This window comes from Natronorubrum aibiense (assembly GCF_009392895.1).
Taxonomy (GTDB): domain Archaea; phylum Halobacteriota; class Halobacteria; order Halobacteriales; family Natrialbaceae; genus Natronorubrum; species Natronorubrum aibiense.
Genome location: NZ_CP045488.1, coordinates 416,435 through 442,521 on the forward strand (window position 1 = coordinate 416,435; position 26,087 = coordinate 442,521).

28 protein-coding genes are annotated in these 26,087 nt (G+C 63.2%); 13 read left to right on the top strand and 15 right to left on the bottom strand.

The annotated features are described in order from the left end of the window. Positions 1–109: 109 nt before the first annotated feature. Positions 110–304, bottom strand: a complete 195-nt coding sequence (locus tag GCU68_RS02125; protein ID WP_097009945.1) for a cold-shock protein — start codon at positions 302–304, stop codon at positions 110–112. A 231-nt stretch (positions 305–535) separates the two neighbouring features. Here GCU68_RS02125 and GCU68_RS02130 point away from each other — a divergent pair, with 231 nt between their 5' ends. After that, positions 536–1,735, top strand: a complete 1,200-nt coding sequence (locus GCU68_RS02130) for a redox-regulated ATPase YchF (protein ID WP_152938820.1) — start codon at positions 536–538, stop codon at positions 1,733–1,735. Positions 1,736–1,764: 29 nt separating this feature from the next. Here the strand turns inward: GCU68_RS02130 and GCU68_RS02135 are convergent, their stop codons facing one another. Next, positions 1,765–1,989 carry a hypothetical protein gene (locus GCU68_RS02135; protein ID WP_152938821.1) on the bottom strand — a complete coding sequence of 75 codons (225 nt, stop codon included), beginning with the start codon at positions 1,987–1,989 and terminating at the stop codon, positions 1,765–1,767. Positions 1,990–2,093: 104 nt separating this feature from the next. Here GCU68_RS02135 and GCU68_RS02140 point away from each other — a divergent pair, with 104 nt between their 5' ends. Next, positions 2,094–2,726 (top strand): hypothetical protein, encoded by a 633-nt coding sequence (locus GCU68_RS02140; RefSeq protein WP_152938822.1) that lies wholly within the window; start codon positions 2,094–2,096, stop codon positions 2,724–2,726. Positions 2,727–2,853: 127 nt separating this feature from the next. On the opposite strand, the gene GCU68_RS02145 is transcribed toward GCU68_RS02140, so the two are convergent. The 3 genes from GCU68_RS02145 to GCU68_RS02155 all read right to left on the bottom strand — a co-directional run bounded on the left by GCU68_RS02145 (position 2,854) and on the right by GCU68_RS02155 (position 6,175). Continuing rightward, the gene (locus GCU68_RS02145) at positions 2,854–4,716 is read right to left on the bottom strand and encodes a carbon starvation CstA family protein (protein WP_152938823.1); all 1,863 of its coding nucleotides are present in this window, start codon (positions 4,714–4,716) and stop codon (positions 2,854–2,856) included. A 182-nt stretch (positions 4,717–4,898) separates the two neighbouring features. Continuing rightward, positions 4,899–5,873 (bottom strand): ArsA family ATPase, encoded by a 975-nt coding sequence (locus tag GCU68_RS02150; RefSeq protein ID WP_152938824.1) that lies wholly within the window; start codon positions 5,871–5,873, stop codon positions 4,899–4,901. Positions 5,874–5,878: 5 nt separating this feature from the next. Next, a complete protein-coding gene (locus GCU68_RS02155; RefSeq protein WP_152938825.1) occupies positions 5,879–6,175 on the bottom strand; it encodes a hypothetical protein in 297 nt (98 codons plus the stop codon). Positions 6,176–6,519: 344 nt separating this feature from the next. On the opposite strand from GCU68_RS02155, the gene GCU68_RS02160 reads away from it, so the two are divergent. Then, entirely contained in the window at positions 6,520–7,734 is a 1,215-nt protein-coding gene (locus tag GCU68_RS02160) for a CobW family GTP-binding protein (RefSeq protein ID WP_152938826.1), read from the top strand. Positions 7,735–7,770: 36 nt separating this feature from the next. On the opposite strand, the gene GCU68_RS02165 is transcribed toward GCU68_RS02160, so the two are convergent. After that, complete coding sequence (locus GCU68_RS02165) at positions 7,771–8,178, bottom strand: SRPBCC family protein (protein WP_152938827.1); 408 nt, start codon at positions 8,176–8,178, stop codon at positions 7,771–7,773. Between the two features lie 124 nt (positions 8,179–8,302). On the opposite strand from GCU68_RS02165, the gene GCU68_RS02170 reads away from it, so the two are divergent. Both GCU68_RS02170 and GCU68_RS02175 read left to right on the top strand, forming a co-directional pair. Continuing rightward, positions 8,303–8,533, top strand: coding sequence for a hypothetical protein (locus tag GCU68_RS02170; RefSeq protein ID WP_152938828.1), 231 nt, complete (start codon positions 8,303–8,305; stop codon positions 8,531–8,533). Between the two features lie 94 nt (positions 8,534–8,627). Next, positions 8,628–10,283 carry a spermidine synthase gene (locus GCU68_RS02175; protein WP_152938829.1) on the top strand — a complete coding sequence of 552 codons (1,656 nt, stop codon included), beginning with the start codon at positions 8,628–8,630 and terminating at the stop codon, positions 10,281–10,283. Here the strand turns inward: GCU68_RS02175 and GCU68_RS02180 are convergent. The 4 genes from GCU68_RS02180 to GCU68_RS02195 form a co-directional block, all read right to left on the bottom strand. Further along, positions 10,264–10,710, bottom strand: a complete 447-nt coding sequence (locus GCU68_RS02180) for a universal stress protein (RefSeq protein WP_152938830.1) — start codon at positions 10,708–10,710, stop codon at positions 10,264–10,266. The genes GCU68_RS02175 and GCU68_RS02180 overlap by 20 nt on opposite strands. 83 nt (positions 10,711–10,793) lie before the next feature. Further along, positions 10,794–11,657: an SDR family oxidoreductase gene (locus GCU68_RS02185; RefSeq protein ID WP_152938831.1), complete on the bottom strand. Its 864-nt coding sequence runs from the start codon at positions 11,655–11,657 to the stop codon at positions 10,794–10,796. Between the two features lie 243 nt (positions 11,658–11,900). Further along, positions 11,901–12,326 (bottom strand): universal stress protein, encoded by a 426-nt coding sequence (locus GCU68_RS02190; protein ID WP_152938832.1) that lies wholly within the window; start codon positions 12,324–12,326, stop codon positions 11,901–11,903. 113 nt (positions 12,327–12,439) lie between these two features. Continuing rightward, a complete protein-coding gene (locus GCU68_RS02195) occupies positions 12,440–14,110 on the bottom strand; it encodes an acyl-CoA synthetase (protein WP_152938833.1) in 1,671 nt (556 codons plus the stop codon). A 120-nt stretch (positions 14,111–14,230) separates the two neighbouring features. Here GCU68_RS02195 and pdhA point away from each other — a divergent pair, with 120 nt between their 5' ends. The 3 genes from pdhA to GCU68_RS02210 all read left to right on the top strand — a co-directional run bounded on the left by pdhA (position 14,231) and on the right by GCU68_RS02210 (position 17,319). Further along, the gene (gene pdhA / locus GCU68_RS02200; RefSeq protein WP_152938834.1) at positions 14,231–15,358 is read left to right on the top strand and encodes a pyruvate dehydrogenase (acetyl-transferring) E1 component subunit alpha; all 1,128 of its coding nucleotides are present in this window, start codon (positions 14,231–14,233) and stop codon (positions 15,356–15,358) included. A 77-nt stretch (positions 15,359–15,435) separates the two neighbouring features. Beyond that, entirely contained in the window at positions 15,436–15,933 is a 498-nt protein-coding gene (locus GCU68_RS02205) for a hypothetical protein (protein ID WP_152938835.1), read from the top strand. Between the two features lie 168 nt (positions 15,934–16,101). Continuing rightward, complete coding sequence (locus GCU68_RS02210; protein WP_152938836.1) at positions 16,102–17,319, top strand: acyl-CoA dehydrogenase family protein; 1,218 nt, start codon at positions 16,102–16,104, stop codon at positions 17,317–17,319. Between the two features lie 36 nt (positions 17,320–17,355). Here GCU68_RS02210 and GCU68_RS02215 read toward each other — a convergent pair whose 3' ends face one another. Next, a complete protein-coding gene (locus GCU68_RS02215; RefSeq protein WP_152938837.1) occupies positions 17,356–18,141 on the bottom strand; it encodes an SDR family NAD(P)-dependent oxidoreductase in 786 nt (261 codons plus the stop codon). A gap of 160 nt (positions 18,142–18,301) precedes the next feature. On the opposite strand from GCU68_RS02215, the gene GCU68_RS02220 reads away from it, so the two are divergent. The 3 genes from GCU68_RS02220 (at position 18,302) to GCU68_RS02230 (ending at position 20,471) form a co-directional block, all read left to right on the top strand. Further along, positions 18,302–19,489: a CaiB/BaiF CoA transferase family protein gene (locus GCU68_RS02220; protein ID WP_152938838.1), complete on the top strand. Its 1,188-nt coding sequence runs from the start codon at positions 18,302–18,304 to the stop codon at positions 19,487–19,489. A gap of 215 nt (positions 19,490–19,704) precedes the next feature. After that, positions 19,705–19,806 (top strand): hypothetical protein, encoded by a 102-nt coding sequence (locus tag GCU68_RS02225; protein ID WP_264373487.1) that lies wholly within the window; start codon positions 19,705–19,707, stop codon positions 19,804–19,806. 215 nt (positions 19,807–20,021) lie between these two features. Continuing rightward, entirely contained in the window at positions 20,022–20,471 is a 450-nt protein-coding gene (locus GCU68_RS02230; RefSeq protein ID WP_152938840.1) for a CBS domain-containing protein, read from the top strand. Positions 20,472–20,504: 33 nt separating this feature from the next. Here GCU68_RS02230 and GCU68_RS02235 read toward each other — a convergent pair whose 3' ends face one another. Then, positions 20,505–21,023, bottom strand: coding sequence for a gamma carbonic anhydrase family protein (locus GCU68_RS02235; protein ID WP_152938841.1), 519 nt, complete (start codon positions 21,021–21,023; stop codon positions 20,505–20,507). A gap of 142 nt (positions 21,024–21,165) precedes the next feature. On the opposite strand from GCU68_RS02235, the gene GCU68_RS02240 reads away from it, so the two are divergent. Beyond that, positions 21,166–21,837, top strand: a complete 672-nt coding sequence (locus tag GCU68_RS02240; protein ID WP_152938842.1) for a metallophosphoesterase family protein — start codon at positions 21,166–21,168, stop codon at positions 21,835–21,837. A gap of 80 nt (positions 21,838–21,917) precedes the next feature. Here the strand turns inward: GCU68_RS02240 and glnA are convergent, their stop codons facing one another. Continuing rightward, positions 21,918–23,273 (bottom strand): type I glutamate--ammonia ligase, encoded by a 1,356-nt coding sequence (gene glnA, locus GCU68_RS02245; RefSeq protein WP_152938843.1) that lies wholly within the window; start codon positions 23,271–23,273, stop codon positions 21,918–21,920. Between the two features lie 126 nt (positions 23,274–23,399). Here glnA and lrp point away from each other — a divergent pair, with 126 nt between their 5' ends. Beyond that, entirely contained in the window at positions 23,400–23,861 is a 462-nt protein-coding gene (gene lrp, locus GCU68_RS02250) for an HTH-type transcriptional regulator Lrp (RefSeq protein WP_152938844.1), read from the top strand. 72 nt (positions 23,862–23,933) lie between these two features. On the opposite strand, the gene GCU68_RS21185 is transcribed toward lrp, so the two are convergent. Further along, entirely contained in the window at positions 23,934–24,074 is a 141-nt protein-coding gene (locus GCU68_RS21185) for a hypothetical protein (protein ID WP_168927063.1), read from the bottom strand. A 203-nt stretch (positions 24,075–24,277) separates the two neighbouring features. Continuing rightward, entirely contained in the window at positions 24,278–25,939 is a 1,662-nt protein-coding gene (thsB, locus tag GCU68_RS02255) for a thermosome subunit beta (RefSeq protein ID WP_152938845.1), read from the bottom strand. Positions 25,940–26,087 lie beyond the last annotated feature (148 nt).

Consider the following 26,087-nt stretch of genomic DNA (forward strand, 5'->3'; position numbering starts at 1 on the left):
CACAGTCGACGTGAGACCGGACACTGATCAGAGCGTCGTGACTGTGGAGCGTAGTTGTCTGGAAAATGTCGTCATACAAAGTCGCCGTCAAGCGACGGAGATGCCGATATTAGTTGCGGACGACGTTCGTCGCGCGGGGACCCTTGGGGGCCTGTTCGATGTCGAATTCGATCTCTGTGCCTTCCTCAAGGTCCGGACCGCCAACGTCTTCCATGTGGAAGAAAACGTCATCGTCCGCGTCGTCCGTCGAAATGAAACCGTAGCCGCCTGTGTCGTTGAAGAAATCAACGTTGCCTTTCGCCATTACAAACAAATGTACAACCGATACACGGATAAGACTTGCGAGGGTCGCGGTACCACGACCACGGTCCTGTGAATACGACCCACACATTCGCGACGACAGCCCGAGTTTGGGACGGACACAGCGGCGAGCGGAGCCATCAACAGCAGTTCGAGCGTATATATGGCAGGTTCACTCATACCACCCCAGCGACGGAACAAAACCCGTTTAGCCCGGCCGTACCAGGGATGGACAATGAGTACGAGTTACCGGATCGGACTCGTCGGCAAACCCTCTGTCGGCAAGTCCTCCTTTTTCAACGCAGCAACGATGAACGACGTACCCGAGGGGGCCTATCCGTTCACGACGATCGACCCCAGCGTGGGCGAGGCCTACGTTCGCGTCGACTGTGCGGCCCCAGAGTTCGACGAGGAGTGTACCCCAAACGTGGGCTACTGTGACCACGGCACCCGCTTCGTGCCGACGAAACTCGTCGACGTCGCCGGATTGATTCCCGGCGCACACGAAGGGAACGGACTCGGCAACCAGTTCCTCTCGGACCTGAACGAGACCGACGTGCTCGTCCACGTCGTCGACTTCTCCGGCGAGACGGACTCGGAGGGCGAACCCACCGAGGGCCACGACCCCCGCGACGACATCGCCTTCTTAGAGGAGGAACTGGACCAGTGGTATCTCGGCGTCTTAGAGAAGGGGATCAACCGATACGAGTCCGGCTACACGACCGAAGACGACGCCATCGAGGAGGAACTCGCCGAGCAGATGAGCGCGTTCAAGACCAACGAGGACGAGATCAAACGCCTCATCCGGCGCGTCGACGTCGGCTTCGAGCCCGAAGCGTGGGACGAGGATGACAAACTCGAGTTGGCCCGCGAAATCCGCAAGGAGACCAAGCCGATGGTCATCGCGGCGAACAAGATGGACACTCCCGAGGCACAGGAAAACTACGAGGTGATCACATCCGATCCCGACTACGAGCATCTGACGATCGTTCCCTGCAGCGCTCATGCTGAGAAAGCGCTAAAGTCAGCCGATCAGGCCGGCGTCGTCGACTACCGACCCGGCGACGACGATTTCGAGATCGTCGGCGACATCTCGGGCGAGCAAGAGCAAGGACTCGAGCAGATCCGCGACTTCCTCACCGAGTACGGCGCGACGGGCGTGCAGGCGGCCCTCGAGACCGCGCTCTTTGACGTGTTAGGCGTCGTTCCGGTGTTCCCCGGCGGCGCGAACGGACTGGGCAACGAACGCGGCGAGGTGTTGCCCGACTGTTATCTGATCCCGCCGAACTCGACCGCGGAGGACTTCGCCTACAGCCTTCACTCCGACATCGGCGACGGCTTCCTCCACGCGATCGACTGTCGATCGAACCGCCAGCTCGGCAAAGACTACGAAGTCGAGTCCCGCGATGTGATCGAAGTCATCACGACGAACTGATTCGCGACGCGCAAACTCGGACTGATCTCTTACTGCCGCCAGATCAATCGATTCGCAACGTCGTCGAGTCGACTCGAGAGCCCCTCGAGCCAGGCGCTCGGTGACAGGGTTCGGAGCTGGGTCTCGTCGACTTCGATCCGTGCATCGCCGTACGGATCGCGATCAGCCCGTTCGTCGGCGTCTCGATCGCTGTTCGCGACGTCGACGGCGACCGACATCGAACAGCGACCACACGCTTCACGGTCCGTTGTCATGTGTATTCGTCCCAGTGTACGGACTCCCACTGCTTAACTGCTGGCACGACTGACCGTGATCACGGTGGCGACGGACTTTTACTCGCGACGTGGCATCATCACACATGGACGACGACGAGTCCGCCACGAAGTCACGCGAGACGACAACCGACCGGCGGGCGGACAAGCGCCTCGAGGGTGTGCCTGACTGGGACGACGAGTACGTCGACCGGGTGAGCGACCGGCTCATGCACAACTACGACCTCGAGAAGGACTACAGCGTCGACGGCGAGCGGTTCACGCTGTACGGACAGATGGAACTGGTGAGCAAGAAGCAGTTTCTCCACCCCGCGCTCTCGATTGCCGAACACGAGTCGACCGAACACCTGTTCGTCAGGCGGGTCGACCGCGTCGACGACCGCACGCTCGACCAGTTTGTCGAATTTGGTGAGCGGCTGGCCGACGAGTGGATCGAACCGACCGAGGAACACTTCGCGACGGCGTTTACGTTCGTCGCGATCGCGCCCTCGATTCCCGACTCGATCCGCGAACGTGTCTCAGGGTTCGATGGGCGAACAATGTTGAAGTACGGCTTCCACGGCCACTACGAGATTAATCTAGCCGTCGTCGCCCCCGACAGCACGGACCTCGTTGCGAGCGACAACGCTGACGTGGCGACCGCGTTTCGGCTCTGGGAACCGCTCGAGGCCGAGAAGTCCGGACTGCTCGGGCGACTTTCGCGGCGACTCCAGCGATAGGCCGACGCTGGCGATACGGGTTCGTCTCCGTCTCGGATCGACATGCAGCGTCGAACGAGCGACAGCAGTCACACACTCGGATCGAAAAAACAGCGCCTGTGATCGAAATAGCGACGCGGTGCCGCGATCAGTCGTCCGAAGTCACGTCGGTCGCGACTCCATCGCCGGTCCCGCGGGCCGTCGTCATGTTGTCGTAGCCGATCTTGAACAGCGACAGCGCAAGTCCGATGAGGACCGCGATGATGGCGATCTGAACGACGGCGGACGCCTGACCGAGCAGCGTCGTCTCGGCCTCAGCGGTGATGCCAAGTAATCGGCCGCCGAGGATCTGATAGATCCCGGTCCAGGAGAGGCCGATGACCGTGATGAATCCCATCAGCGCCATTGGACCGCCGGTCGAGATGAGTTGCTTGGATTCGCTCCAGTTGGCCAGCCAGACGGTGCCGGTCAGCAGCGCAAGCGACGCCAGCAGCTGGTTTGCGCCGCCGAACAGCGTCCAGAGGTCCTCCCAGCGGCCGCTGCCGAGCAGGAAGAACGCCACGACGGCGATGGCCGTCGTGTTGACGTAGCGGTTCGCCGCGTACGTTTCGATCGTCGTCTCCGGCGTGCCGACGATCTCCTCCAACATGTACCGACCCAGTCGGACAGCCGTGTCCATGCTCGTCAGCAGGAAGCTCGCGAGCACGAGCGCCATAAAGGGCGCAGCGAACTCGAAGGGGATTCCGAGGGCAGTGAGGATTGCCCCACCACCGGTCGCGAAGTTCGGCAGTGCGAGCCCGATACCGCCCGAGGCGGCCGGGATCGCGACGACCGTCACTGCACAGAGTGCGACGGCCGCCAGCAGCCCTTCTGCGAGCATGCCACCGTAGCCGATCAGTTTGGCGTCGCTTTCCTTGTTCAACTGCTTGGCCGTCGTCCCCGAAGAGACCAGCGAGTGGAAGCCGCTGATAGTCCCACACGCGATGGTGAGGAACAACAGCGGGAACAGTGGCATAAGCGGAAGCGATTCTGCGAGCGGCCCAGCCTGTCCGAGGAACCCGTACCAGGCCCCGGTCGTGATCTCGAAGCTCAGTTGTGCGCCCGTTTCGGGGTGGACAGCGTCGGTGCCCATCCCGGTGATGAACGTGCCGACGATGACCGCGAGCAGGCTCCCACCGACCCCTGCGTACAGGAGGAACGACGAGAGGTAGTCACGCGGCTGCAACAGCATCCAGACCGGCAGGACGCTGGCGGCGGCTCCGTAGACCAACATCACCAGCACCCACGCGCCGATGTTCGCACTGCCGAGCAGTGCTGGGAAGAACGCCGCCGAATCGAACAACACGATCGTTCCCGCGGGGTAGTCGCCGGGGACGATCGCGAGTGGGTACTGAATACCGGCCCAGACCGACCCGAACACGCCCGCGACGAAGATGACCGTCCCGACCGAGAACGGTAGTCCTAGCTGGTAGAGCCAGATCCCGAAGACGAACGCGAGCGTGACGTACAGCAGACTCGCGGTCGCCGCCGACGGATACGCGTTCAGCACGACGCCGATGACCAGCGCGAACACGGCGACGACGAGGATCGTCAGCAGGAACGCAAACCACAGCAACATGTCCTTGCCGCGTTCACCGACGTACTCGCCGATGATGTAGCCGATCGACTTCCCCTCGTGTCGAAGGCTACTCGACAGCGAGATGAAGTCGTGAACGGCACCCAACAGCGGATTCCCGATCGCCACCCACAACACGGCGGGCACCCAGCCCCAGACCAGTGCGGCCGTGATCGGGCCGACGACGGGCGCGCCGCCCGCGATACTCGAGTAGTGATGCCCCAGTAGCACCGGTTTTTTCGCCGGTACGTACTCCTGACCGTCTTGGTACTTGTGTGCTGGCGTTTCTCGACTGTCGTCGAGCCCCACGAACTGCGAGAGGTACCGACCGTACCCGATGTATGCGGCCGTAAACGTTACCAGCACCAGTCCCACGATCCAAATTACTCCTGCCATGGTATTCCCTCTCTAACCATGCGTTGAACGGGAGCAATATAAATATAATTCATTGAGGTCCCCGTCAGTTTATATTCTGGCACTTGATTCGTCGTAGAAACAATAATACGTGTAAAAATACAGCAATTTCTGACTGTAATGTGGTCAAAGTGGCAGTTTCGCGAGATGATTCGGCGGCCGTCTCAACTCACCCGCGGTCGATCGTCGCCGACCGACAGCTCGAGATCGGTCGCGACATCTTCGAGGATGTTCCCGCGCACTTCCTCGACGCGCGTCTCGATGGTCGCGACGACGGGGACGTCGAACGTCGCTTCGATGTACTCGAGGCGGTCGCGTTCGGTCGCGACCCGATCACGGAGATAGGTAGCACCGCGACCCTCCTCGTGAGGCTCCGGCTCGGGCGTCAGGCGGTTGACGACGAGGCCGTGAACGGGCAACTCGGCGTCGGACAGCGTCTCGAGTGAGCGACTCGTCTCCCTGATCGAGAGTTCGTCGGGGTTCAAAACGAGATAGAAGGCGGCATCGTCGCGTAACACCTCACCGGCGTACTCGAAGCGCTCCTTTCGACCCTGCAGGCGCGCGAGGATCGGATCACCCTCCATCACGCGCCGGGGCTCTTGGTTGCCGATCGCGGCCTTCTCGAAGAGGTCGATACTGCGCTCGCGTTTGTCCATCAACCGCTCGATCCAGCGCTCGAGCAGCTCCGGCAGGGCGAGCAACCGCAGCGTCGATCCGGTCGGTGAGGTGTCGAAAACAACCCGGTCGTAGGGATCGGCGTTTCGCATCACGTCGACGAACCGGTCGAACAGCGCGGCCTCGTAGGCCCCGGGCGTCTGGTGGGCCATCTCGAGTTGGATGTCGACCTCGTTGACCATCGCCGCACTCAGTTGGGAGTTCAACTGCCGTCTGAGATCCTGCAGGTGATCCTGGACCTCCCGTTCCGGGTCGATCTCCATCGCCGACAGCCCGTCGTACCCCTCGACGGAGCGGGGCTCGTCGCCGAACTCCTGGTCGAAGACATCGGCCGTGCTGTGGGCCGGGTCCGTCGAAACGACGAGCGTCTCGAGGCCCGCCTCGGCACACTCGAGCGCGTAGGCGCTCGAGACGGTCGTTTTGCCGACGCCGCCTTTGCCGCCGAAGAAGGTGAATTTGGACATCGGTGTTAGAAGTGATACTGGTGGCCCTTGCGCTCGATGACCGACTGGCGGTCCCACATCCGCCGCTCCCAGGACTGGTATTCGTCCTCGAGATAGGGCAGGAGTTCGGCCGTGTAGTAGGAGACGGGGCTCGGAATGCCGAAGGCATCGGGGAAACACGCGAGCATGAACGCGTCTTCCGTGTCTTCGGCCTCAGCTTCGATCTTCTCGTAGGCTGGATGTGTGAACATCCCGTGGTAGAGCCCGCGAAGCCACTCCTCGAGCGTGGTCCGGAACGATTCGATCCGGTCGGCGAGTGTCATCGTCAGTCATGCTCAGGCCCGGAGACAAAAGTATGTCGCGCCCGAGGCACTCGTCAGACGGCTGTCTGCCGAACAATTACCAGTGTCGACCGCGAACGGAAAGTTGCCTCCGGTTCCCGTTCACGACAACTGTGGCCACACCGGGGTAAACGGCGTTACGACTCGGCACCGTCACGACGTCGTGAAAACGGGAGCTGGTGGTGTGTCTGCTGCTGCGACTGTGCTCCCGTGGTGCCAGTCACAACTGGACCAGTATAACGCCACCGATTAGCGTAGCGACACCTCGCTTACCCAACACGCTACCGATACGACGCTTCTTACCCCTCGAGTCACAACGGCACGGTATGCACTCCGACGAGATTCCCGTCACCGTCCTCTCGGGCGGCCTCGGGGCGGGCAAGACGACGTTGCTCAATCACCTCCTAAAAAACGCCGACGACCGCGATCTCGCCGTACTAGTCAACGACATGGGGTCGGTCAACGTCGACGCCGACCTCGTCGCCGAGGGATCCGACCTCGACGCCGGCGGCGTTACCGAACTCTCGAACGGCTGTATCTGCTGTGAACTGCAAGACGACCTCGAAACCGCGGTCGTCCGGTTGGCCCGCGAACGGGAGTTCGATCATCTCCTCGTCGAATCCTCGGGAATCTCGGAGCCGGAACCGGTCGCACGGCTGTTTACGACCGCTTCGCGGGTCGCGGCCAGTTACGAGATCGACGCGCTCGTGACCGTCCTCGACACGCGGCGCTTTCTCGATACGTTCGCTGGCGAGGCCGTGCCGGAACGCCGCGGCGAGACGGCGGCCGACGAGACGCGCCCACTCGCGGATCTGCTGATCGAGCAACTCGAAGTGGCAAATCTCGTCTTGCTCAACAAGACCGATCTCTGTGACGAGTCCGAACTCGAGGAGGCCGAAGCGCTCGTCGGCGCGCTCCAGCCCGAAGCCGAGACGATCCGAACGGAATTCAGCGCGGTCGATCCCGACCGGATTCTCGGCGTCGACCTGTTCGATTCCGCCCGGATGGGCGAGTTAGCCGGCTGGCAGCACGCGCTGGCCGACGAGGATGCGGACGAGCACCACCACGGCCACGAGCACGACGACCACCGCCACCCCGACGAGGTCTACGGCGTCGATTCGGTCGTGTTCCGCGCACGTCGGCCGTTTCACCCCGAGCAGTTCGCGACGGTCCTCCAGGAACTGCCCTCGAGCATCGTCCGCTCGAAAGGAGTCGCATGGATCGCCGGTCGGGACGTCAAAGTCGACCTCTCGCAGGCCGGCCCCTCGATCCGGGCGAGCGTCAGGGGGCCATGGATCGCCGCGCTCCCCGAGGTCAGACAGGAGCTGTACCGCTCCAACCGACCCGACCTCGAGTGGCACGACGAACACGGCGACCGCCAGAGCGAACTGGTCTTCATCGGCACTGACTTCGACGCCGAGCAGTTGCGTGCACGACTCGAGGACTGTCTGGTAACCGACGAGGAGTGGGACCGAGCGGACGCCCTCGAGAACCCGTTCCCGACCGACGAGACCGACGACGTGGTGCTTCGAGAGCCCTGAGCGCTGCTGTTCGAGGAGTCGCTCGGTGCCAGCTCGTTAGCCGAGTTCGGCCTCGAGCGACTCGAGTGCGCGCGTGAGTTCGCCCTTCCGTTTCCAGGCGGCAATTCGATCGCCGAACGGCAGCGGTGCCGCGAGTGAGACCGACGACCGGAACGTGACTCGCGTGCCGTCAGTGACGTCTTCGACGTCGATCCACGTCTCCATGTGGGCGAATGGTCCCTGCTCGCCCTCCTGCGTGTAGTACAGTCCGTCGTCGCGCTCCTCGAAGCGCAGTGGGAGGTGCATCCCGGGGCCGCTGGCGACGACGATCGTCGCGTCGGCTCGTTCGTCGATCGTCTCGACGGTGAAACTTCCCTCTGCCTCGACGACCGTCGCCGGCTCGAGCCAGTGCGAAACGACGACGGGCGACGCATCGACGACGCGAGACGCCGTGACCTCCTGCATACCGACTTCGTTCGGACCGACTGGCATAAATGCCGGTGTCGCCGGCTGCCGACGGTCGCGACCGATGCGAGCCGTCGTTGGCGACAGGGAAACGGCTAAGTGACCGACGACCCCGTCTCTCGGCATGGCAGATCCCGACGCCGATCGAGACGGCTTCCGGGAGGGCCTCGAGTCCTCCAGTGGCGACCCGCGCGTACTGGCCGTGTTGAACGCGATCCTCTCGGTGGTGTTCGCCGTGATGATCGTTCAGGGGGCGTCGCTCATCGGCGCTATCGAGTACCGGACGACGACCGTCGCGGGCGTCGCAGTTGCGCTGTTCGTCCTGACGTACGTGATGTCACAGCGGCGGCGATGACACCACGTCCGGGATCCGGACAGCGAGGGTGACGGACTCGAGGCCCTGCAACGAGCCGACAAGTACTCACGGCCGGATCGACTGATTTTAGCCAATGGATCTGCGGACTGCTGCGGCCTATCGGCCGACCAAGCCCGAACTCGCGGTTTTCGTCTCCGGGGTCACCAGTATGGGGCTGGAAATTCTGGCGGTGCGGATCATCGCACCACAGTTCGGCAGCCACATATACACCGTCGGCGGCATTCTGACGGTCGTTCTCGCCGCGTTGAGCCTCGGCTACTGGCAGGGCGGCAAGCGGGCCCGCGGGGCGACGAACCGAGAGATGTCGTGGCTGTTGCTCGCGACGGCGCTGTACGTCGCGGTCGTGATCTACGCGAGCGAGCTGTTGCTGATACAGACGTCGACGCTGGCATTACCGCCACGATACGCCGCGCTCCCGTCGGCGATCATCCTGTTCGGTCCGCCGACCTACCTGCTCGGCTTTATCAGCCCCTACGCCGCCGAACTCTCTCAAAAGGTAGGTGTCGGCGAAGCGTCCGGCCACGTCTACGCCCTCGGGACGATCGGGAGTATTCTGGGCTCGGCCGCGACCACGTTCGTGCTCATCCCCGCGATGAGCATCGACACCATCGCCCTGCTGTTCGGCGTGATCCTCGTCGGGACGGCCGTCGCGCTGACGCTGCCTTCGCTCCCACGGAAACCAACCCTCGCAAGCGTCGCTGTGGTCCTGTTGCTCGTCGCCGCGACTGGTGCCGGGCCGATCGCATACGACCACCGCGGCGACGTCGTCTACCAGACCCAGACCGCCTATCAGGAACTCGAGATTGTCGACGACGGCGACACCCGAATAATGTATCTCGATGGGGCACGCCACAGCGCGATCGACCTTGAGGACCCCGACCGACACGTCTTCGAGTACACGCGCTACTTCCACCTGCCGATGCTCATGACCGAGGACGTCGACGACGTCGACCGCGTGTTGTTCATCGGCGGTGGCGGCTACGTCGGACCACAGGACTTCGAGGACCACTACGACGTCACCGTCGACGTCGTCGAGATCGACCCCGGTGTCACCACCGCCGCCGAAGACTACTTCGGCCTCGAGGAAAGCGAGACGATGACCAGCCACACGTCCGATGGCCGGCAGTTCCTGCAGAACACCGACGAGACCTACGACGTCATCATCCTCGACGCGTACAAACAGGATCAGGTCCCGTTCCACTTGACGACCGTCGAATTCATGACGCTGGTCAGCGATCGGCTGACCGATGACGGCGTGTTCTACGCGAACGTCATCGCCGCGCCGAACGGGCCTGCATCCGAGTTCTACCACGCCCAACAGCGGACGATGGATCAGGCGTTCCCCGATACCTACAGCTTCCGCACCTCGGAGTCGAACGACATCCAGAACATCCAGATCGTGGCAACGAACCACGAAACCGGGTTCAGCGAGGCTGATCTCGCCGCCCGAAACGACGGGCGTGACCTGAGCGTCGACCTGTCGGAGGCAGTCGACAACTACATGCCCGCCTCCGACGACAACGACGCCCCGATCCTCCGGGACGACCGCGGCGAAGTCGACAGCCTCCTCGATCCCATGCTGGGCCAGCGGTACGTGGTCGAAGAAACCGAGGACGGTTCCGGCTCGAGCGAGCCACCGCCCCAATCGCTAGGAGGTGAGCCCCTGACAGCGACGCTACGGGCGACCGACGCCGAGACGCCCCGCGCCGTCAGTCCCGCCGCACGGTGAGCACTGGGACGTCGCTCTTTCGAACGACCTTCTCCGTGACGCTGCCGAGGACGAGTCGATCCGCACCCGACCGGCCGTGCGTGCCCATCACGATCGCGTCGATCTCGTGTTCGTCGGCGTACTCGAGAATCTGTGCGTGTGGCTTGCCGTGTTCGATCGCTTCGACGACCTCGAGGCCGTGCTCGCCGGCGCGCTCGGCGATTTGGGCGGTCGCGTCCGCTCCCTCGCGTTCTTGCTTTTCGACGATGTCACCCCACTCGGCAGATGCCGGTTCCGCGCCGGCTGAAAACCCCCCGAGCGGGATCGGTTCCACGACGTACAGCGCATGGAGTTCCGCGTCGTTTTGTCGTGCCAGCCCGATCGCCTCCTCGATTGCGGCCGCCGCCGGATCGCTCCCGTCCGTCGGCACCAGTATTCGATCGTACATAGCGCTCAGGTGTGACATCGCGTCGCCGTTCAATAGGGATTTCGGCGGTTCGACACGGCTGGGAACGGCGCCGGACTGGACTGTCAGTCCGAACGGCGGTAGTCGGGATCGAACAGCCGTGCCGAGGTCGGCGCGGGATCACCCTCGGTCAGGTTGTACTCCGAAAAGTCGTCGACGCCAGCCTCCTGAAGGAGTTCCTCATCGTAGACGCTGTTGCCGGTGAATTCGGCGGGGTCGCGGCTGAGGATCTCGAGGACGGTGTCGCTGACGATGTCGGGGGTTCGCCAGTCGTCTTCGGTACCCATCCCGAAGTACCGCGTGGCGCGAGTATCGATGGCCGTCACGGGCCAGAAGGCGTTACAGCCGACGTCGTCGCCGCCGAGTTCGCTCGCGAGCGACAGCGTGATGAACGTCATCCCGAGTTTCGACCACGCGTAGGGACCCGAGCCCGGTGAGCGGTCGATCCCGACCGGGGGCGCGTTCGTCAGCAGCCACGCGTCGTCGACCTCACGCAGGTGGTCGGCGAAGGCCCTCGAGGTGAGGTAGGTACCCCGCACGTTGACGTCGGTCAGCAGATCGAACCGTTTCGGCGGCAGGTCCTCGACGGTCGCGAGTTGAATCGCGCTCGCGTTGTTGATGACGATGTTGACCGTGCCGAACTCGTCGATGGCGCGCTCGGCCGCGGCCTCGACGGCTGCCTCGTCGCGAACGTCGAGTTTGATCGGCAAGGCGTCGACGCCGTGTGCTTCCGCCTCGCGGGCCGTCTGTTCGATCGAGCCCTCGAGGTCGTTGTCTGCGAAGTCGGCGTCGTTTTCGCTGGTCTTGCCGGTCGAGACGATGTTACAGCCCTGCTCGGCCAGCGCGAGCGCGATCGATTTGCCGATACCACGGGTTGTTCCCGTAATAAACGCCGTCTGTCCGGAGAGATCAGGCCTCGAGCGTGTCATACATTCACATCCATCGGCTCGCTGATAAGGCTCCCTAAACCGGAAGCGCGTATCAACGCCGTCGAACGTGTCTCGAGTTTCTCGTCGCTATGCAATCGACGACGCTAACAGCCCACTATCAATCTGTGAGTGCGATATCAAATCTGAGAGTCGAGCGATCGGATCGCACTCGAGGTCAAAAATCGAGTCGGATAACAACGCCGCTGCTGTACGAAAGACGGACGGGAACCGCTCGATACCCGATCAGTCGCCGCTGCCGCCAGTCACGACGACCGGACGATCGGTGTTCAGAATAACGGACTGTGTGACGCTGCCGAATACCGCCTTCCCGACCGGGGAGCGTTTTCGTCCGCCGAGAACGATGGCGTCGACGTCGTACTCCTCGGCCCGCGTCAGGATGTCGCCTTCTTCGACGTCGCCGCTTCCCTCGAGGACGGTGACGTCGATATCGTTGTCCTCGAGGTGTTCTTTCGCCCGGCGAACGGAGCCGATTCGCGATGCCGATTTGAACTGCTTGAAATCTTGGGGGAGGTCCTCGCTTTCGTCAGTGAAGATGAACAGGAGATACGCCTCGACCGACGCGGCGGCGTCCGGCAGCGACGTGACGTAATTGGCCTGCGTGATCGCTCGGTCCTCGTTCGTGTCGACGGGTATTAGGACGCGATGCATAGCGGGGCGTTCACATACAACAGTAATAAAACCGACTCTGACTGTCGGGTCCGTGGAACGGTTGTCAACACATCTGTACGAGGAAGTCGCCGTGCTCGAGCGAAACGCGAAATCTACTCGTCGGTATCGTCGACGAGTCCCTCGCGGTCGCGAAGCGACCGGCGCTGGATCTTGCCGGTGGTCGTCGTCGGCAGTTCGTCGACGAATTCGATCCGTCGTGGATACTCGTACTCGGCGAGTCGGTCCCGGACGAGGTCGCGTATCTCCTCGCGGAGTCGCTCGGAGTCGTAGTCGTCGCTCGCGGGCTGGACGTAGGCTTTGATCGCCTCGCCGTGGGTTTCGTCGGGGACGCCGATGACGCCCGCCTGTTCGGCCTCGGGATGGTGAAGGATCGCCTCCTCGACTTCCATCGGCCCGACGCGGTAGCCGCTCGTGAGAATCACGTCGTCGGTTCGGGAGACGAACCACAGATAGCCCTCGGCGTCGCGTTTGACGAGGTCGCCGGTGAGGAACCACCCCTCCGTAGTCTGTTTATTCGCCGTCTTCTCGGGCAGTTTCCAGTACTCGTCGAAGAATACGCGGCGATCGCCCGGCTTGACTGCGAGTTCGCCGACCTCGCCGGGCTCGAGTTCGTCGTGCGTCTCGGGGTCGAGCACCGCCAGTTCGTAGCCGGGGAACGGTTTCCCCATGCTCCCGGGTCGCGTATCGAACCACGTCTCGGAGTTGCCGACGACGAGGTTGAGTTCGGTCTGGCCGTAGAACTCGTTGATCGCGACGTCCGCGAACGTCTCGTCGACCCAGTCGACGACTTCCGAGGTGAGCGGTTCGCCCGCCGAGGCGAACGTCTCGAGGGCGAGGTCGAACTGCGCCTCGGGGTCGTCGACGGCCATTAGCATCCGGAGCGCCGTCGGCGGCATGAACGCCTTGGTCACGCCGTGGCATTCCATGAGATCGTAGGCCGCCTCGGGGTCGAACCCGTCGCGGGGCCAGCCGACGACGGTACAGCCGTGGTGCCACGCCGCAAAGAGCGTCCCGCCGAGGGCGGCCCCCCAGGCCCAGTCCGCGGGCGTCCACACCGTCGTCTCACCCGCCTCGAGGCCTTGATCGAAGTAGTTGTACGCCGCGGCGGCCCGCCCGAGCCAGAGCGCGTGGCTGTGACGAACCCCCTTCGGCGGGCCCGTCGAGCCGCTCGTGTACATGATCGCCGTCGGCGTCTCCGGCGTGGCGTCGTAGACGTCGATGCCGGATTCGTGGGCCTCGAGCAGGTCGTCGAAGGCGTGGGCGTCGCCGCCGACCGACGACTCGTCGCCGAGTTCGATTACGTGCTCGAGGGCGGGGCACTCGTCGCGAATCTCGTCGACCGTCTCGCGAACGCTCGGGTCGACGACGACAGCGACGGCCTCGCTGTCGGCGAGTCGGTACTGCAGGGCGTCACGGCCGAAGAGTACGGTGAGCGGGACGGAGACGGCACCTACCTTCCAGTTTGCGAGGTGAGTGAGCGGGTTCTGGGGCTTCTGTGGGACGACGACGCCGACGCGGTCGCCCGCCTCGACGCCGAGGTCGGCGAGGGCGGCTGCGAGCCGGTCGGAGCGCTCGTCGAGATCGTCGAAGGAGTAGGTCTCGAGACCGCCGTCGGGCTGTTCGTATCGAAGCGCCGTGCGACTCGTGTCGTCGTGTTTCCGCAGGAAGTCGACGGCAGGGTTGAACGACTCGGGAAGGTCCCACTGAAACGTCTCCCTTGCCTGCGCGTACTCGTCGAACGTCGGCATCACCGTCCATGTCATGCGTGGGGATTGTTGGGCCAGCACATAGCATTTTTCGACACGTCGTCGCACGGCCACGAGACGTTCCGACTCTCTCGAGACGGCGATCAGTATATGTATCGAGCGTTCGACAGTGCATTCATGTCACAAGACGTCCTCGAGGACGCCGTCTTCGATCGAGAACCCGACGATCGAGTGCAGATCATCGACGCCGACGGGACCGTCGTCGCACCCGCTCTCGAGCCGGCCCTCGAGCCCGAGACGCTGCGAGCGATGTACCGCGACATGCGGTTTTCCCGGCGGTTCGACGAACGGATGATCAGCCTCCAGCGGCAGGGTCGACTCGGGACGTACGCGTCGCTGGCCGGCCAAGAGGGCAGCCAGATCGGGTCGACGTACGCGCTTGCCGAAGCGGATCTGCTGTCGTTTCAGTACCGGGAACACGGCGCAGTCGCGGCGCGGGGGATGCCGTGGGAGTACCTGCATTACTGGATGGGCCATGAGGAGGGCAACGCCGCGCTGGCCGATCGTAACGTCTTCCCGCTGAATATCTCGATCGGCGGCCACCTCCCCCACGCCGTCGGCTGGTCGTGGGCCGCGAAACTGAAGGGTGACGAACGGCTCTGTCTCGTGCATTTCGGCGATGGCTCGACCTCGGAGGGCGATTTCCACGAAGCGATGAACTTCGCGGGCGTCTTCGATACACCGACGGTCTTTTTCTGTAACAACAACCAGTGGGCGATCTCGATCCCGCGCAAGGACCAGACCGCGAGCGCGACCATCGCTCAGAAAGCCCACGCCTACGGCTTCGACGGCATTCAAGTCGACGGGATGGACCCGCTCGCGAGCTACGTCGTCACGAAAGCGGCACGCGAACGGGCGCTCGAGCCCGGCGACGATCAGTTACGGCCGACGCTGATCGAGGCGATCCAGTACCGCTACGGCGCGCACACGACGGCCGACGATCCGTCGGTCTACCGGGACGACGAAGAGGTCGAACGCTGGCGCGCGAAGGACCCGATCGACCGGTTCGAGGTCTATCTGCGGAACAACGGGGTTCTCGACGACGAGCAGATCGACGCGATCGAAGCCGAGATTGACGACACCCTCGCAGCGCTGATCGACCGCGCCGAAGCCGGCGAGCGCGACCCGCTGGAGATGTTCGAGTACACGTACGACGAGCCGACGCCGCGGCTCGAGGAACAGCGAGCTGCCCTCGAGACGCTTCGGGATACCCACGGCGACGACGAGTTACTCGATTACGAATGAGTTTGACAGGTCCGATATAACGGACGCAATAGGACAGGGCAGCGGCTATCCCCACGTCGCCGCTGCGTTCGCATACGATGCAACTCGAGCAGCCGACACAGGACCCCGACTGGAGCGGCACGATCCCCAGCGCGCTCGACGTGCGAGTGCTCGGTCTCGTCGTCGTCACGGCGGGGCTGGCCGCATCGGTGAACATTCCCTACGGCGGCGTGCCCGTTGCACTCGCCGCGTTCGTCGTCCTCGTGGGTGGCGGCGTCGTCGTCCACGTCCTCGGCGAGCGGAAACTGCGCCGGATCACCGACGGCCTCGTCGAGCGGTGGGCCGCGGCTGGCGGACAGATCGACGACGTCACGCGGTCGGCCGACGGGATGCGAACGGAGTGGACCGTTCACACGCCGGACGGCGACGTGACGGTCGGCGGAATTGCACTGGTCCCGATCGCCCAACTTTCGATCGAGTGGCAGGGCGTCGGCGATACGATGGATGCAAGCGAGGCGGCGGACAATCTCGACGCGCTCGCCGACAGCCTCTACGAAGAGGTCTTCGAGATCGGCGCGACGCCCCAGCGGGCCTGAGTTTCGATCTTCGCGGCCACTACCGGCAACCGAATTCTCGAGTGCGCAAGCGCGGTCCGAATCGGACGGCGAACACACCGCAGACGAACCGGGTGAGGTGCCGAACTGGTGGCCCACACTGAATTTCGTGGCCGACAGTTAAGCCACTCGACAGACACGTGTTCACGTATGTCAATAGACACCACCAGTGGTGTGGGATTCGGCGTCGACGACGAAACACTCATCCTCGACAGCCTCGACGAGTTTCTCGAGCAAGAAGTCGAGCCGCTCCTCGACGACCTCGGCGATGTCGACACGAATCCGCGCACGGGCCACCACGAAAACGGCCGCCTGACGGACGACATCCTCGAGGCGCGAGCACAGATCCGGCGTCGATCCGCAGATGCTGGCTTCTACGCGATGAACCTGCCCGAGGCTGTCGGCGGTGAGGACGTCTCTCCGGTGACGTGGTATCGGGCGAAAAAGCATCTCGCGTCTCACGGCCCCGGACTGGCACGGTACGTGCTGGCCGGGCCGGAAGGGCCGAAACCGCTCCTGTTGCAGGCCGAAGGCGACCAGATCGAGCGCTACCTCGAGCCGACCGTTCGTGGAGAGAAATCCACGGCGTTCGCCCAGACCGAGCCGAACGTCGGCTCCGATTCGCCGAACATGGAGACAGTCGGGAGGAAAGAGGGCGACGAGTGGGTGCTCAACGGCCGCAAACAGTGGATCACGAACGCGCCGTATGCGGATTTCATCCAACTGTTCGCGCGGACGACGCCACAGGACGAAAGCGGGCGCTACGGTGGTATCACCTGTTTTCTCGTCGACCGTGACGAGTACGACCTCGGGTCGTACAACAACGCCGTCGGCGCGGTAGGGACACAGGCCGAGATCGTCCTCGACGACGTCCGTATTCCGGAAGACCGGGTGCTCGGCGAGGTTGACAACGCCTTCTACGCGGCGATGGAGTTTCTCTCGCTCGGTCGCCTCGAGTTGGGTGCCGAAGCCGTCGGATACAGCGAGTACGCCCTCGAGCAGGCTCGTGAGTACGTCACCGAGCGCGAGGCGTTCGGCCAGTCGATCGGAAACTTCCAGCAGGTGTCGGCGAGTCTCGCTTGCGGGAACGCCAAGACGTACGCGGCCGACGCGGCCGGGTTGAAACTCGCCTGGAAGATGGCACAGGACGAACGGACCGTGATGGATGCATCCGTGTTCAAGTGGTTCGCCACGACCGTCATGTGGGAGGTCGCCGACGCCGTGGTGCAGGTCCACGGGGCGAACGGCCTCGCCGAGGAAAACCCCTACATGGACCTGCTTCATCAAGCGCGCATGCTGCGGATCGTCGAAGGGACGGACGAGATTCAACTCAACACGATCGCCAAAGAGCTGGGGCTCACGGAGTAACGGCGGCGGGAACGCGATGAAAACGCCCGGATTCGGTCAAAAACTGAACAGATCGACGCCACCGGTGACGCCGATGACCTGTCCGGTCACGTACGAGGCCTGCTCCGAACAGAGGTAGGTGACCATGTTCGCGACGTCTTCTTCGGTGCCGAGGTGGCGCATCGGCGTCGCCTCGGCGATGCGCGCGAAGTACTCGTCGACGTTCTCGCGCAGTTCCTCGGGCGTCATCTCCGCCCAGTCACCGACGACGATGTTGGGCGCGATGACGTTCGACGTGACACCCGACTGGGCACCCTCGAGCGCCATCGTCCTGCCGAGGCCGATCATCGCGGCTTTCGTCGCCGAATACGAGAGTTGGCCGAAGCCGCCGTACCAGCCGGCCATCGACGACATGGTGACGACCCGGCCCCAGCCGCGCTCGCACATCCGCGGGAACACCGCCTTGCTGATGTTGTACGTCCCGGTCAGGTTGATCTCGACGTCGCGGTTCCAGATGTCGTCGTCGTAGTCGCCGATGCGCGAGCGGGCATCGACCATCGCGGCGTTGTTGACGAGGATGTCGACGCCGCCGAACTCGTCACGCACGTCGGCCAGCGAGTCCGCGACGGCGTCCGCGTCGGTCAGATCGCACTCGAGAGCCATCGCCTCACCCGTATCGGCCGTCTCGTTGATGCCGTCCGCGACCGCCCGCGCGCTGTCAGTATCCACGTCGAGGACGACGACGTTCGCGCCCTCCTCGGCGAGCAGTCGGCAGTCTGCGCTTCCGATTCGTCCGCCCCCGCCGGTGACGACGGCTGTCTTCTCCTGCAGTCCGAGATCCATCGGTGTTCGGGATATGTCAGCATCGTAATTAAGTTTATTGTGAACGATGGTCACGGAAACCGCCGTGGGCCTGCGACCGAATCGATGGCAGCACACGCGGGGTCCACCGCTCGTTGGCCGCCCCGTAACGTAAAGTATCGCTGCGGGGATGTGTTCGGTAATGAAACTCGATGGCATTCGCGTGCTCGATCTCTCGCGGCTGTTGCCCGGACCCTACGCGACGCAACTGCTCGCCGACTCGGGTGCCGAGGTCGTGAAAGTGGAAGATACCGGCGCGGGCGACTACGCGCGAGCGATGGAACCCCTGACGTCCCGCGACGTCGGGGCGATTTTCGAGATGGTCAACCGAGGCAAACGCAGCGTCGCGATCGACCTGAAAGACGAGGATGGACGGACGGCGTTCTATCGCCTCGTCGAAGACGCCGACGTCGTCCTCGAGGGGTTCCGGCCGGGTGTGGTCGATCGACTGGGGATCGACTACGAGACGCTCACCGAGTACAACGAGGACCTGATCTACTGTTCGTTGACCGGCTACGGACAGAACGGCCCTTGGGCGGATCGGGCCGGCCACGATCTCAACTACGTCTCGCTGGCCGGACTGATGGATCTGACCCGTGATTCGACGGCCGAGAAGCCACAGGTTCCCGGCTACCAGATCGGTGATATGGCCGGCGGGCTGTTCGCCGCCTTCGCCATCGTCGGCGCGGTGCTCTCGCGAGAACTCGGCAACACCGATGGCGAATACATCGACGTCGCGATGACCGACGTCGTCGCCTCGTTCTCCCAGTCGGTCGCCTACCAGTCGTTGACCGGCGACCCGGCCGAACCGCGACCGGGAGAGACACCGCTGACCGGCGGCGTCCCATGGTACGACAGCTACGAGACCGCCGACGGGAAGTGGATCACGCTCGGCGCGCTCGAGCCGAAGTTCTGGCGAGCGTTCTGTGAGGCCATTGACCGGGACGACCTCGTCGACGCCCACGGCTCGGAGAACCCGGACGTGCTCGCCGCCTTAGCGGAGGAACTGCGAGCCCTGTTTCGCGAGCGGACGCGAGACGAGTGGGAGACCGTCCTCGGTGACGTCGACGCGGCGTTCGCCGGGGTGTACGCACCCGCAGAGACGGTCGATCATCCCCAATTCCGGGCTCGAGACCTCGTCGTCCGACCCGACGACGCGCCACCGCGGCTCGGTTTTCCCGCCTGCGGCAGCGCCGTCCCGGAGACGACCGACGAGACCGTACCGGTCCACGGCGAACACAGCCGCGAGTATCTCGCCGGTGCGGGCTACGACGACGACGAAATCGAGACGCTCCTCGAGTCTGGAGTCATCCGTCGGGACGCGCCGTAGCACGTCGTACCGAGCCTGCCCTTCGTGTAGTTGGAGAGGCAAATACGGATCGCGCTGATGCGGTTCCGATCGGGCTACTTCCGTTACCGATTTGTGCCGGGAAAGAAATGGACATCTGGTCAGGAAAACGTTTATTTAGGATTACGTAATTAGCATGGGTGGGTGAATACTGAATGAAACGATACGAGAACCACTACGAGTGTCGCGACTGTTTGATGGAGGTCCATCCCGTCTCCTATCGAGCGAACTGCCCGGACTGTGGTGGTGCGCTTCGGTCCGCGACACGATACAGTGGCGACGAAACGACGGGGAGTTGACGCGCCCTCCGTCCGTTTTTGACGGCACAAGCGACAACCGTGCAGTTGCATCGAGAGTACCAGCCGACACGAGATTCCACTTGTCTATTTAGAAGACAGTATATTATATATCCACACTTAAGAGGGATATGTGGACATATGTCCAGTATTCTAGCGCATACCGAGCATACACCCACAGCGACTATATACTGTGTTGTGGTACCGATGTGCAATCGATGATCCCCATTCCAGTTGAACACGCGCTGTCGCACGCTGCACGAACGATCTCGCTGGAAACGTCCACACCGGAGGCTGCATCGTTGCTTCGCGAACCGGACGTGCCGGCACTGGTCGTCCTCGAGGACGAGTCGGTCGTCGGCATGGTCACTGAATCGGATATCGTCGCGTTCGTCGCCGAGACGCTCGAGCCCCATTCCGTCGAAACGATCATGTCGTCGCCGGTGACGACGATCTCGCCGACCGAATCGCTCGTCGACGCCGCCGCGTCGATGCGCGCGAACGGCGTCAGTCACTTGCCAGTCGTCGACGGCCAGACGTACTGTGGGCTCGTCTCCGCGGCCACGCTCGCACCGTACCTCTCGCGGACCCGACTCGAGATCGACTGGCAGGACGACCCGATGCGGATCGATGCCGACGACAGCGGCGGAATCCGGATCAGCGAGTAAGACCGGCGTTCGAGTTCGGCCGTCGCTAATCGGTTATTCGAACAATTCTTCGTGCCGTTCCGCGAGATTCGTGTACTCGCCCGAGGAGAACATCTCGAAGATCTCCTCGGCGTCGATCGTCGTCTCCTCGAGCGGCGTGATTTTACCTGGGACACCGCGGACGAACGATTCGGGCGGGATGTCGTACTCGTCGGGGATTACCGTTCCGGCGGCGACGACGCTGCTCGAGCCGATCGTCGCACCCGTGTTGATCGTCGCGTTGAATCCGATCAGCGCCTGTTCGTCGACGGTCGCCTCGTTGAGCACAGCCCCGTGACCGACCATGACGCGGTCCGCGATCGTCGAGGCGTGAATCGTCGCGTTGTCGCCGATGTGTGCCTGTCGCCCGACGCGAACGGAGCCGATGTCACCCCGGAGCACGACCCCCGGCCAGACGCTCGCGTCGGCGTCGACGTGGACGTCCCCGACGAGCGTCGCCTCTCGGCTGACCGATGCGTCGTCGTCGATCGTTGGTGTCGTCCCTTCGAATGCGTACTGTCGACTGTCCACCATGGGAATGCGGCCCACGTCGCCGATAATAAGCGTTCGTTACGGATTCTGTGACCCTCATCCGACGATGCGTGTCGCTCGAGCGAAGCACTGGGGAGCCCTCGACGGCACCGATGTTTTCCCTCTCGGACGCCACCAGATTAGTATGCTCGTCCTCGGCGACGCCCACGCGTCCGATCCGACCCGTCGCGAGACGCTGCTCGAACTCTACCGAAGCCTCGAGCCCGAATGCGTACTGCAAGCCGGCGATCTGGAACTGTACGACCCGCCAGCGCCGACGTGGTTCGTCGCGGGCAACAACGAGAATCACGACGTCACCGAGGCGCTTCGAGCGGGCGAGGATCCGCCGACGCCGGTGACGGCCACGCTGCTCGCGAGCACGGCTGCGACCGTCGACGGCTGGCGCGTCGCCGGGCTCTCGGGGAACTACGCCCCGACAAAGTACGACTGTGCGCGAACAGAACTCGAGGGCGACCGTCGTCGCCACTTCACCCACGAAGACGTCGAGCGGGCGGCTGCGCTGTCCGACGTGGATATTCTGATTACCCACGAGGCACCGACTGGCTTGCTGTCGTACGGCTACGATCCCGGCTGTGAACACATCGACGAGTTACTCGAGACGCTGTCGCCGGCGCTCTGTCTGGTGGGTCACCACCACCGCCACCGCGAGGCCGAACTCGACGGCACGCGTGTCGTCAGCCTCGCCCCCGCCTGGGAGCGCTACTATACGCTCGTGGGCGACCCCGATGACTACACGCTCGAGGCACACGACCACGAGTTCGGTCGCGACGCTGTATCGAGAGGCAACGAGTCGTAGCGACGGAAAAAAGCACCAACAAGCGTGAATTGGGGACAGCACGTCCCAGACAAGAGTCCGCGAATCGAGACGCGTCCGTCTTAGAACGTCTCGAGGTAGCGGTCGAGTTCCCACTCGGAGACGTCGATGAGGTACTCCTCGAACTCCTGGCGTTTGGCTTCGATGAACTTCGAGGTGATGTGGTCGCCGAGTGCGCTGGTGATCGCGTCGTCTTCCTCGAGGGCGTCGACGGCTTCGCCGAGGTTCGCCGGCAGCGTGTCGATGCCGTGTTCGTCGCGTTTGGCCTCGTCGAACTCGTAGATGTTGTCCCGGACCGGGTCGGGTGCCTCGAGGTCCTGTTCGATGCCGTCGAGTCCGGCGTGGATCATGACGGCGATGGCGAGGTAGGGGTTACACGATGGGTCGGGCGAGCGCAGTTCGATACGCGAGGCTGCTGGGACGCGGGCGGCCGGTTTGCGGATCAGCGCCGAGCGGTTGCGGTCGGACCAAGCGACGTAGACGGGTGCTTCGTAGCCCGGCACGAGGCGCTTGTAGCTGTTGACTGTCGGGTTCGCGATCGCGGTGATCGCGGGCGCGTGTTCGAGGATGCCAGCGAGGAACGACTTGGCGGTGGCGCTCAGGTCGAACTCGTCGTCGCCGTCGTGGAAGGCGTTCTCGCCGTCCTCGGTGAACAGCGAGATGTGGGTGTGCATCCCCGAGCCGTTGATCTTCGGGATCGGCTTGGGCATGAACGTCGCGTGGTAGTCGTGCTGGGCGGCGATAGCACGAACGACAGTGCGGAACGTGCCGACGTTGTCCGCCGTCGTCAGCGCGTCGTCGTACTCGAAGTTGATCTCGTGTTGGCCTTCGGCGACCTCGTGGTGGCTAGCCTCGACTTCGAAGCCCATGTTCTCGAGCCCGTAGATAATGTCACGGCGCACGTCGCTTGCGAGGTCTTTCGGTGCGAGGTCGAAGTAGCCGCCGGCGTCGTTCGTCGTGGTCGTCGCGCGACCGTCTTCGTCCTCCTCGAACAGGAAGAACTCGGGTTCGGGGGCAGCGTTGACCGTATAGCCCATCTCGTGGGCGCGGTCGAGTGCCTGCTTGAGCACGTAGCGTGGGTCGCCCTCGAACGGCTCGCCGGTCGAAGTGTTGTAGACGTCACAGATCATGCGGGCGGACGAACCGTCCTCACGGTTTCGCCACGGAAGCACGGCGAAGGTGTCCGGATCGGGGACCAGACGCATGTCCGATTCCTGAATACGCACGAAGCCCTCAATCGAAGAGCCGTCGAAATAGATCCCGTCGGTAAATGCCTTCTCGGCCTGTCGAGCCGGCACTGAGACGTTCTTGACCGTTCCCAGAATGTCCGTAAACTGCAGTCGGAGGAAGTCGATCTCTTTCTCGTCGATTTCGTCGAGTACGGCCTGCTCGGTCTCAGTGATGTTTCCGCTTGTCATCTTTCTCGTCGTGCTACCCAAGTAACTCCGCTACTAAAACCCTACTGCTCCAAGCAAATCTTCTCTCCATCGCTTGAAACTGTATATTCGTAAAGTTCTAAAGGCTACAGTGAGAGGTTGGATGTGATGACGTACGAAAATCTCGATGCAAAACTAGTGAATGCACTTCTGGGCGACGGCCGCGCCAGCCTCCGCAGCCTCGCCGAGGAGCTCGATGTCTCCGTGACGACCGTCTCGAATCACCTCTCGGATCTCGAGGAACAGGGCGTAATCGAGGGCTACACACCGCGAGTCAACTACGATGCCGTCGGCTACGACGTCACGGCCGTCATCCAGCTGCAGGTCGAGGGGAACGCGCTGCCTGACATCACCGACACGCTGCGCGACCACCGCCAGATGATCAGCGTCTACGAGGTCACCGGCGACTACGACGTCATCGCCATCGGAAAGTTCAAAGACACCGATGGAATGAATGACCAGATCAAACAGCTGTTGACCGACCCGGACATCAAAGCCTCGAACACGAGCGTCGTTCTCAACGCCGTCTCGGAGAACGAACAGTTCGAACTCGAAGTCGACGACACCTGAACCGACCGTTCGATCGAATAGTACGACCGTCTTCTCGAGCATCCGTTGTCACCACCACGAGCCTGCGCGGTCTTATCTGATGTACAACACCACCACGCCGAGGATGAGCAACAGCAGTCCCCACCACAGCGAATCGCCGGGCAGCACTTTCAAGACGAGCGTGACGACACCGGAGGAAAACAGCGACCAGCCGACGGTCGTTCGATAGGCCATAGCCGTCATACACCAACCAGCACAATAGGTCGTGTGCCTGTCAGTTCCGGTGTGAATCAGAGGAGCGAACGTGTGTTAGAGTCCAGCGTCCTCGCTCGAGTCAGCCGTCGCTGGGCGCTCGAGGACACACGCAAAAAACGGTAGTAATTGTCGACGATACGGAACCGCAGCGTGGGGTGGTGGACGGTGGCTACTAGCCGCGTTTACATCATGCCGCCCATGCCGCCGCCCATGCCGCCCATGCCGCCGGGTGCGCCGCCCTCTTCGTCGTCGCCCTTGTCGGTCGACAGGTCACCGGCGGAGATGATGTCGTCGATTTTGAGGACGAGGTTTGCGGCCTCGGCAGCGGAGGTGACGGCCTGCTCTTTGGCGTGGGCCGGCTCGACGACGCCAGCGTCGAAGGTGTTCTCGACGTCGCCCGAGAACACGTTCAGACCGGCCTGCACGTCGCCATCGTCGTGGGCCGCACGCAGGTCGACGAGCGTGTCGATGGAGTCGAGGCCGGCGTTCTCGGCGAGCACGCGTGGGACGAGTTCGAGCGAGTCGGCGAAGGCTTCGACAGCGAGCTGCTCGCGCCCGGAGACGGAGTCGGCGTAGTCACGGAGTCGCGAGGCGAGTTCGACCTCGGTCGCACCGCCGCCGGCCAGCACGCGGCCGTCGGAGACGGTCTGTGCGACGACGTCGAGTGCGTCGTTGACACCGCGCTCGAGTTCGTCGACGACGTGCTCGGTCGAGCCGCGCAGCAGGAGCGTGACGCCGTGGGCGTCCTCGCCCTCGACGTAGAACATCTCGTCCTCGTCGTCGCGGGTGACGTCGCCGAAGCCGAGGTCCGCTTCCGTCGCGCTCTCTAAGTCGGAGACGACCGCGGCGTCGACGACTTCCGAGAGGAACTCGAGGTCGGACTTCTTGGCACGGCGGACGGCGAGGATGCCTTCCTTGGCGAGGTAGTGCTGGGCGAGGTCGTCGATGCCTTTCTGGCAGAAGACGACGTCAGCACCGAGGTCGACGATGTGGTCGACCTTGTCGCGCAGCTGTTTCTCCTCACGGTCGAGGAATTTCTGGAGCTGGTCGGGGTCGGTGACGGAGACTTCGGTGTCGACGTCGGTCTCCTCGACCTCGATCGCCTCGTTCAGCAGCAGGATGTCGGCGTCTTCGACCTCGGTCGGCATGTTGTCGTGGACGGGGTCTTTGTCCACGATGCCGCCCTCGAGCAGGTCGGACTCGCCGACGGCGCGGCCGGTCTGGGTCTCGAGGTTGAGGAACTCGAGGTCGACGACGTTGTTCCCCTCCTCGTCTTCGACGGTAACCTGGCGGACGGCGTCGACGATCAGCTGGGCGAGGTGTTCCTTGTTGACCTCAGTGCCCTTGCCAGTCATCGAGGTCTCGGCTGTCTTCCGGATGAGTTCCTCGTCGTCAGTGTCGATGTCGCTTGCGATGTCGTCAATCTCCTCGCGGGCCTGCTCGCTCGCCATGTGGAAGCCTTTGATGATCGCCGTCGGGTGGATGTCCTGCTCGAGCAGGTCCTCGGCGTTTTTGAGGAGTTCGCCCGTGACTGCGACGGCGGTCGTGGTGCCGTCGCCGGCCTCGTCCTCCTGGGTCTCGGCGACTTCGATGATCATCTCGGCCGTCGGGTTGTCGATGTCCATCTCCTGAAGGATGGTGACGCCGTCGTTGGTGATCGTCACCGATCCCATCGAGTCGACGAGCATCTTGTCCATCCCTTTTGGACCGAGTGTCGAGCGTACAGCCTCGGCGACTGCACGGGCTGCACTGATGTTGTAATCCTGCGCGTCCTTGTCCTTGACGCGCTGGGAGTCTTCGCTCATCACGATCATCGGCTGTCCCTGCTGCATTCGCTGGCTCATAGTCAGCCGATTCATTGATTGCCCTTCTACATAAATCTTTTGCTATCTGCTATCGTCGAGTGATCACCACAACTGACCAGAGAGTGGCGAAACCACCGTACTGCGAACCGTTTTCACCCAAAGTATGTTGTATGTTAACGATCGTCTA

What these genes read in the sequence shown, in the direction of transcription:
- GCU68_RS02240 (WP_152938842.1), top strand. Translation starts at nt 21,166, where the DNA reads ATGCTCGTCCTCGGCGACGCCCACGCGTCCGATCCGACCCGTCGCGAG.
- GCU68_RS02150 (WP_152938824.1), bottom strand. Translation starts at nt 5,873, where the DNA reads ATGTCCAAATTCACCTTCTTCGGCGGCAAAGGCGGCGTCGGCAAAACG.
- GCU68_RS02155 (WP_152938825.1), bottom strand. Translation starts at nt 6,175, where the DNA reads ATGACACTCGCCGACCGGATCGAATCGTTCCGGACCACGCTCGAGGAG.
- GCU68_RS02175 (WP_152938829.1), top strand. Translation starts at nt 8,628, where the DNA reads ATGGATCTGCGGACTGCTGCGGCCTATCGGCCGACCAAGCCCGAACTC.
- glnA (WP_152938843.1), bottom strand. Translation starts at nt 23,273, where the DNA reads ATGACAAGCGGAAACATCACTGAGACCGAGCAGGCCGTACTCGACGAA.
- GCU68_RS02185 (WP_152938831.1), bottom strand. Translation starts at nt 11,657, where the DNA reads ATGACACGCTCGAGGCCTGATCTCTCCGGACAGACGGCGTTTATTACG.
- GCU68_RS21185 (WP_168927063.1), bottom strand. Translation starts at nt 24,074, where the DNA reads ATGGCCTATCGAACGACCGTCGGCTGGTCGCTGTTTTCCTCCGGTGTC.
- GCU68_RS02230 (WP_152938840.1), top strand. Translation starts at nt 20,022, where the DNA reads ATGATCCCCATTCCAGTTGAACACGCGCTGTCGCACGCTGCACGAACG.
- GCU68_RS02225 (WP_264373487.1), top strand. Translation starts at nt 19,705, where the DNA reads ATGGAGGTCCATCCCGTCTCCTATCGAGCGAACTGCCCGGACTGTGGT.
- GCU68_RS02135 (WP_152938821.1), bottom strand. Translation starts at nt 1,989, where the DNA reads ATGACAACGGACCGTGAAGCGTGTGGTCGCTGTTCGATGTCGGTCGCC.
- GCU68_RS02190 (WP_152938832.1), bottom strand. Translation starts at nt 12,326, where the DNA reads ATGCATCGCGTCCTAATACCCGTCGACACGAACGAGGACCGAGCGATC.
- GCU68_RS02195 (WP_152938833.1), bottom strand. Translation starts at nt 14,110, where the DNA reads ATGACATGGACGGTGATGCCGACGTTCGACGAGTACGCGCAGGCAAGG.
- GCU68_RS02205 (WP_152938835.1), top strand. Translation starts at nt 15,436, where the DNA reads ATGCAACTCGAGCAGCCGACACAGGACCCCGACTGGAGCGGCACGATC.
- GCU68_RS02215 (WP_152938837.1), bottom strand. Translation starts at nt 18,141, where the DNA reads ATGGATCTCGGACTGCAGGAGAAGACAGCCGTCGTCACCGGCGGGGGC.
- GCU68_RS02130 (WP_152938820.1), top strand. Translation starts at nt 536, where the DNA reads ATGAGTACGAGTTACCGGATCGGACTCGTCGGCAAACCCTCTGTCGGC.
- GCU68_RS02180 (WP_152938830.1), bottom strand. Translation starts at nt 10,710, where the DNA reads ATGTACGATCGAATACTGGTGCCGACGGACGGGAGCGATCCGGCGGCG.
- thsB (WP_152938845.1), bottom strand. Translation starts at nt 25,939, where the DNA reads ATGAGCCAGCGAATGCAGCAGGGACAGCCGATGATCGTGATGAGCGAA.
- GCU68_RS02160 (WP_152938826.1), top strand. Translation starts at nt 6,520, where the DNA reads ATGCACTCCGACGAGATTCCCGTCACCGTCCTCTCGGGCGGCCTCGGG.
- GCU68_RS02235 (WP_152938841.1), bottom strand. Translation starts at nt 21,023, where the DNA reads ATGGTGGACAGTCGACAGTACGCATTCGAAGGGACGACACCAACGATC.
- lrp (WP_152938844.1), top strand. Translation starts at nt 23,400, where the DNA reads ATGACGTACGAAAATCTCGATGCAAAACTAGTGAATGCACTTCTGGGC.
- GCU68_RS02125 (WP_097009945.1), bottom strand. Translation starts at nt 304, where the DNA reads ATGGCGAAAGGCAACGTTGATTTCTTCAACGACACAGGCGGCTACGGT.
- GCU68_RS02140 (WP_152938822.1), top strand. Translation starts at nt 2,094, where the DNA reads ATGGACGACGACGAGTCCGCCACGAAGTCACGCGAGACGACAACCGAC.
- pdhA (WP_152938834.1), top strand. Translation starts at nt 14,231, where the DNA reads ATGTCACAAGACGTCCTCGAGGACGCCGTCTTCGATCGAGAACCCGAC.
- GCU68_RS02145 (WP_152938823.1), bottom strand. Translation starts at nt 4,716, where the DNA reads ATGGCAGGAGTAATTTGGATCGTGGGACTGGTGCTGGTAACGTTTACG.
- GCU68_RS02210 (WP_152938836.1), top strand. Translation starts at nt 16,102, where the DNA reads ATGTCAATAGACACCACCAGTGGTGTGGGATTCGGCGTCGACGACGAA.
- GCU68_RS02170 (WP_152938828.1), top strand. Translation starts at nt 8,303, where the DNA reads ATGGCAGATCCCGACGCCGATCGAGACGGCTTCCGGGAGGGCCTCGAG.
- GCU68_RS02165 (WP_152938827.1), bottom strand. Translation starts at nt 8,178, where the DNA reads ATGCAGGAGGTCACGGCGTCTCGCGTCGTCGATGCGTCGCCCGTCGTC.
- GCU68_RS02220 (WP_152938838.1), top strand. Translation starts at nt 18,302, where the DNA reads ATGAAACTCGATGGCATTCGCGTGCTCGATCTCTCGCGGCTGTTGCCC.